The 6,100-nt window shown below is 62.1% G+C and carries 1 protein-coding gene; it reads left to right on the plus strand.

Features of this window, described 5'->3' with window-relative positions; genetic code table 11:
* Positions 1-6,100 (plus strand): non-ribosomal peptide synthetase (locus QRN54_RS33290; protein ID WP_285184024.1); only part of this gene is annotated, 6,100 nt, incomplete at both ends.

Raw genomic sequence — 6,100 nt, forward strand, 5'->3', positions numbered from 1 at the left:
CGTCCGGTTCGGGTGCCGTTGTCGTTGGCGCAGCAGCGCATGTGGTTCCTCAACCAGTTGGATACGAGCTCGGCAGGGAACAACGTCCCGGTTGCGATAACTCTCACCGGAGAACTGGACGTCTCGGGGCTGGAGCAAGCGGTCGCCGACGTTATCGGCCGTCACGAGGTTCTGCGCACGGTCTACCCCGAGGTCGACGGCGTCGGCTACCAGAAGATCGTTGCACCGGCTGATGTCGACGTGAACCTCGCTGCAACCTCGGTCTCGGATTCGGAGATCGTTTCCGAGGTAACGAACTTCGTAGCGGCAGGCTTCGACGTGACGGCCGAGGTGCCGTTGCGCGCCAAGCTTTTCCAGATCAAGGCCGACGAGCACGTTCTGGTATTCGTGGTGCATCACATCTCGACCGACGGCTTCTCGATGGGCCCGTTGACCCGCGACGTCATGACCGCCTACTACGCCCGAACCAACGGCCAGGCTCCAACCTGGACGCCGTTGCCGGTGCAGTATGCCGATTACTCGTTGTGGCAGCGTGAGGTTCTCGGGTCCGAGGACGATCCGCAGTCCGTCATCGCGCAACAGATCACTTACTGGGCGCAAGCACTGGACGGCGTGCCCGAACAGTTGAATCTTCCGGGGGATCGGGCTCGGCCGGCGGTATTCTCCGGTCAGGGAGCGACATTCGAATTCTCGATCGGTCAGGAATTGCATGAGCGGCTGATCAGCGTGGGCCGGGAACACAATGCGTCGATGTTCATGGTGGTCCATGCGGCTCTGGCGTCGCTTCTCGCTCGTCTGTCGGGAACAACGGACATCAACATCGGTGCACCGATGGCCGGGCGAGGTGAATCCGAACTCGACGATTTGATCGGAATGTTCGTCAACACCCTGGTTTTGCGTACCGAGGTTGATCCTTCGGCGGCGTTCACAACACTTCTGGCCTCGGCTCGGGAAACCGACCTTCAGGCGTTCGCGCACTCGGACCTTCCGTTCGAGCGGCTCGTGGAAGTGCTGGATCCCGTTCGGTCGAGGGCACATCACCCGCTGTTCCAGGTGGCATTGGCATTTCAGAACCTGGGGCAGAACTCGTTGGCTCTGCCCGGTCTGACGGCGGCCGAGTTCGAAATCGACGAGACCGTGGCCAAGTTCGACCTGCAGCTCACGATCGGTGAGGTATCAGAAGGGCTGTCGGCGACGTTCACGTACGCGACGGATCTGTTCGACGAATCGACCGTCCGCGGATTCGCCGCACGATTGATGCGCATTCTGAACGGAATTGCGACGGACCCCGCAACTTCAGTGGGTGACATCGAAATCCTCGACGCGTCCGAGCGTGAGGTTCTGACGAGTCAAAGGGCTTCGTCAGGAGTAGCGCAGGCGCCGTTGGCCGAGATTCTTGCCGACGCTGCTGCGCGCTACCCGGACAACGTCGCTTTGCGCTACCCGGGCACGGCGCAGGCCGCGGCCGGTAGGTCCATGACGTATCGAGAGGTCGACGAGTGGTCGTCGAAGCTGGCCCGCGTTTTGATCAACCGTGGTCTCGGGGCTGAAGATCTTGTGGCGGTGTCAATTCCGAGATCCGTCGAATCGGTACTCGCGGTCTGGGCAGTGTCGAAGACCGGGGCAGCGGTCGTTCCGATCGATCCGCACTATCCGGCAGACCGTATCGCGCACATGCTCAGCGACTCGGGTGCGAAGGTTGGCCTGACCCTCGACGTCGAACGTCCGAATCTCGCCGACGACGTCGAGTGGTTGGTCGTGGACGGACCGCTCGGCGAACAGATGATCGCCGGAGTGTCCGGAGCGCCAATAGATGCCGAGGAACGTGTCCGTCCACTGACGACTGCTCATCCGGCTTGGGTCATCTACACCTCCGGCACGACAGGACTGCCGAAGGGCGTTGTCGCGACCAACGCGGGACTGGCGAGCTTCAGTGTCACGCAGGCCGCGCACTACCTCGTGAAGCCCACCTCGCGGACATTGCACTTCGCGTCACCGAGTTTCGACGCGTCGATGCTCGAGTTGTTCCTCGCGGTGGCCACCGGCGCGACGATGGTCATCGTCCCGCCTGGCGTGTACGGCGGCGACGAACTGGCTGAGGTGTTCCGTAGCGAACGAGTCACGCATGCGTTCATCACACCCGCTGCCCTGGCGTCGATGGACCCGAGCGGCCTGGACGACCTGACGGTGGTAGGCGTGGGTGGCGAAGCGTATTCGCCGGAACTGATCAGCAAGTGGACGACAGGGGACGGATCGGCCGCGTCGGCTTCGGCTCCCAGGACATTCCTGAATGTCTACGGCCCGACCGAGACGACGATCGTGACGAACGTCAGCGTTCCGCTTCTGCCCGGTGACCGAATGGACATCGGCGCCACGATCGGTGACATGGCCGCATTCGTCCTGGACACACGACTCAATCCAGTTCCACTGGGAGTCTCGGGCGAGCTGTATCTGTCCGGTCCTCAGGTGACCCGCGGCTATCATCGTCGTCCAGGCTTGAGTGCCGATCGATTCGTGGCAAACCCGCACGGTAATCCGGGCGAGCGAATGTACCGAACCGGTGACGTGGTGCGCTGGGTCGCTGGAACGGCACCCTCCACCTACGCCGTGGAATACGTGGGCCGCAACGATTTCCAGGTCAAGATTCGCGGTTTCCGTATCGAACTGGGCGAAATCGATGCATCGCTGACGGCACACCCCGAGGTCGAGTTCGCTGCGACGATGGGTACGACCCTGCCGTCGGGTGCCCCGGCGCTGGTGTCGTACGTGTTCACCGGAAAGCACGCTTCGGTCACTTCGGCGGAATTGATCGAATTTGTCTCCAGAACCCTTCCGGCCCATATGGTTCCGGCTTCGGTTATGGTCTCCTCGGACATGCCGCTCAGTCCGGCAGGCAAGCTGGACCGAAAAGCGCTCCCAGCACCGGTTTTCGAGACCAAGGAATTCCGCGCCCCGGTCACCGAGATGGAACAAATCCTGAGCGAGATCTTCGCGGACGTTCTCGGCCTGGATCGCATCGGCACCGACGACTCGTTCTTCGCTCAGGGCGGCGACTCGATCATGTCCATCCAACTCGTCTCTCGTGCGAAGGCACGTGGGGTCGTATTCGCACCCAGTGACGTCTTCGAGAGCAAGACTGTCGCGGCGTTGGCCGAAGTGGCGAAGTATGCCGCCGACGTCGAGGCCGCGGTGGTGCTCGAGGAGTTGCCGGGCGGTGGAGTCGGCTGGATGCCGTTGACGCCGATCGAACGATTCATGGTCGAGCGCGGTGGCAGCTACAACCGATTCACGCAGACGATGACTCTCGAGCTTCCACTCGGAGTGCATCGAACCGACATCGTGCGAACACTCGCCGCAGTCGTCGACCACCACGACATGTTCCGCTCGCGGCTGATCTCCGACGGTCGCGGATGGGGGATGTCGGTCTCCGAGCCCGGAACCGTGGACGTCGAGGATCTGCTCAGCCGCGTCGATGTCGACGCGGCTGCGGACGAGTCGACAATTGTTCTCACGGCTTCCAAGGGCCTCGACGAGGCTCTTGGCCGGTTGAATCCGGCGGACGGCGTAATGGTTCAGTTCGTGTGGGTCGACTTCGGTCCCACTCGCACCGGGCGCTTGATCATCGCTGCACATCACCTGATCGTCGACGGGGTCTCCTGGCGAATCATCGTTCCGGATCTGGTGTCGGCTGCGGCTCAGATGGCCGGGGCGAGCGGAGCGACGGGGGATGTAGCCGGAACGACGGGGGATGTTGCTCTCGAGCCGACCGGTACGTCGATGCGACGCTGGGCTCATGCTTTGTCCGAAGAGGCCCATCGGGATTCGCGTGTGGCCGAGCTGGATACGTGGCGGAAGGTGTTGCAGACACCGGACCCGGTGCTGGGTAAGAGGGCGTACGACTCTGCCGTCGACGTTGCGGCAACGGTTCAGCGGATAAGCGTGACGGTCCCCACTCAGGTGACGGAGACTCTGTTGACCACGCTGCCGGAGGTTTTCAACGGCGGCGCCAACGACGGCCTGCTCGCTGGACTGGCACTCGCGCTGATCGAGTGGCGTCGCCGAGCCGGAATCGACTCGACGTCTGCCTTGCTGCAACTCGAGGGCCACGGTCGCGAAGAAGCCGTGATTCCTGGCGCGGATCTGTCAAGGACCGTTGGTTGGTTCACCGCTGCCTTCCCGATCAGTCTCGATCTTTCCGAGGTAGATCTGGGTGACGCTTTCGCCGGAGGTGATTCGGCGGGACGCGCGATCAAAGCAGTGAAGGAACAGCTTCTGGCGATCCCGGACAAGGGCGTCGGGTACGGACTGCTGCGCTACCTGAACGAAGACACGCGCGCAGTGCTTTCTCGCTTCGCCGGGGGACAGGTCAGCTTCAACTACCTGGGACGAGTTGTCGCCGAGGATCTTCCGGCAGGCGTCGAGGGACTCGGGTGGCTGCCGGCCGGCGATTTCGCCAACGTGTCGGCACCCGAAGACGTCGACATGCCCGCAAACAAGGTCGTCGACATCAATGCGATCGTCAACGACGGCGCAGACGGTGCTGTTCTGGAGGCCTCTTTCGCATACCCCGTCGGTGCCATCGACGGCGAGAGTGTCGAGACATTTGCACAGATTTGGGTCGAAGCACTGACTGCCCTGGCGGAGCATTCTCGCTCCGTCGGAGCCGGTGGACTCACACCGTCCGACGTGCCGCTTGTCTCCGTGAGCCAACGAGATATCGACGGCTTCGAGAATCGATTCGGTACGGTGACCGACATCTGGCCCCTGGCACCGCTGCAGTCCGGTTTGCTCTTCCACGCGATGTTGGCAGAATCCAGCGTCGACCTCTACTCGGTGCAGATGATTCTCACTCTGTCCGGGAAGGTGGATGCCGACCGCTTGCGCACCGCAGCACAGGGAATCATCGACCGTTATGCGAACCTGCGAACGGCATTCACGGCCGACGACGACGGAACGCCGGTCCAGATAGTCCTCGAAGACGTTCCAGTCCCGTGGCGGAACATCGATCTCAGCGATATTGCGGCCGTCGACCGTGAGGCAGCTCTGAACGAAGTTTTGACGGCTGACCAGGCGACACACTTCGACATGGCGTCACCGCCGTTGATTCGGTTCACCTTCGTCACCATGGCGGAGGGGGACTATCGCTTGGTGGTGGCGAATCACCACATTATTCTCGACGGTTGGTCGGTGCCACTGCTCTTGCAGAACCTGTTGGCGCTGTACGCGACGCGTGGTGACGACTCGGTTCTTCCGCGTGTGCGTAGCTATCGCAATTACCTGGCGTGGCTTGTCGATCAGGATCGTGATCGATCACTCACAGCCTGGGCGGATGTGCTTTCCGGCGTCGAAGAGCCGACGCTGCTTGCTCAGGTCACAGGCGGACAGGAATTCACCGCGCTGTCACAGAAGCTGAACGTGTCGATGTCGTCGGAGACAACCGCGGCGCTCACCGCTCTGGCCGCACGACTCGGGGTCACCGCCAACACGATCGTGCAGAGCGCGTGGGCGGTCCTGCTCGGTGCGTTGACCGGAACCGACGACGTTGTCTTCGGTGCAACAGTGTCCGGCCGGCCACCGGCGCTCACCGGCGTCGAATCGATGGTCGGGTTGTTCATCAACACCCTCCCCGTGCGGGTGCGCCTCGACGCCGCGGAGTCCGTCGAAGAATTGGTTGCCAGGGTCCAGATCGAGCAGGCGAGAATGCTTGATCATCACTATCTCGGTTTGACCGATGTCCAGAAAGCAGCGGACGTCGGAACACTGTTCGACACGTTGGTTGTATTCGAGTCGTACCCGGTCGACCGTGAGGGCCTCGCCGCACAGGCGGATGTTCTCGACGGAATGATGATCGACGACATCGCCTCGGACGATTCCACGAACTACCCGTTGACCCTGCTGATCGCACTCGACGAGCAGTTGCACTTGACGCTGCGGTACCTACCGGACTTCTTCGATGCCGACTACGCAACTGCGTTGCTGGACAGAGTTCTTCGACTGCTCTCCTCCGTAGCCACCGATCCTTCGGTGCGTGTTGGTGACGTTGATATTTTGGATTCTGTTGAGCGTTCGTTGGTGCTCGAGGGGTGGAATGACACGGCTC

Origin of the sequence: Rhodococcus sp. MEB032, from assembly GCF_030208925.1 — a bacterium.
In the GTDB taxonomy this organism is placed as follows: Bacteria; Actinomycetota; Actinomycetes; order Mycobacteriales; family Mycobacteriaceae; genus Rhodococcus_F; species Rhodococcus_F qingshengii.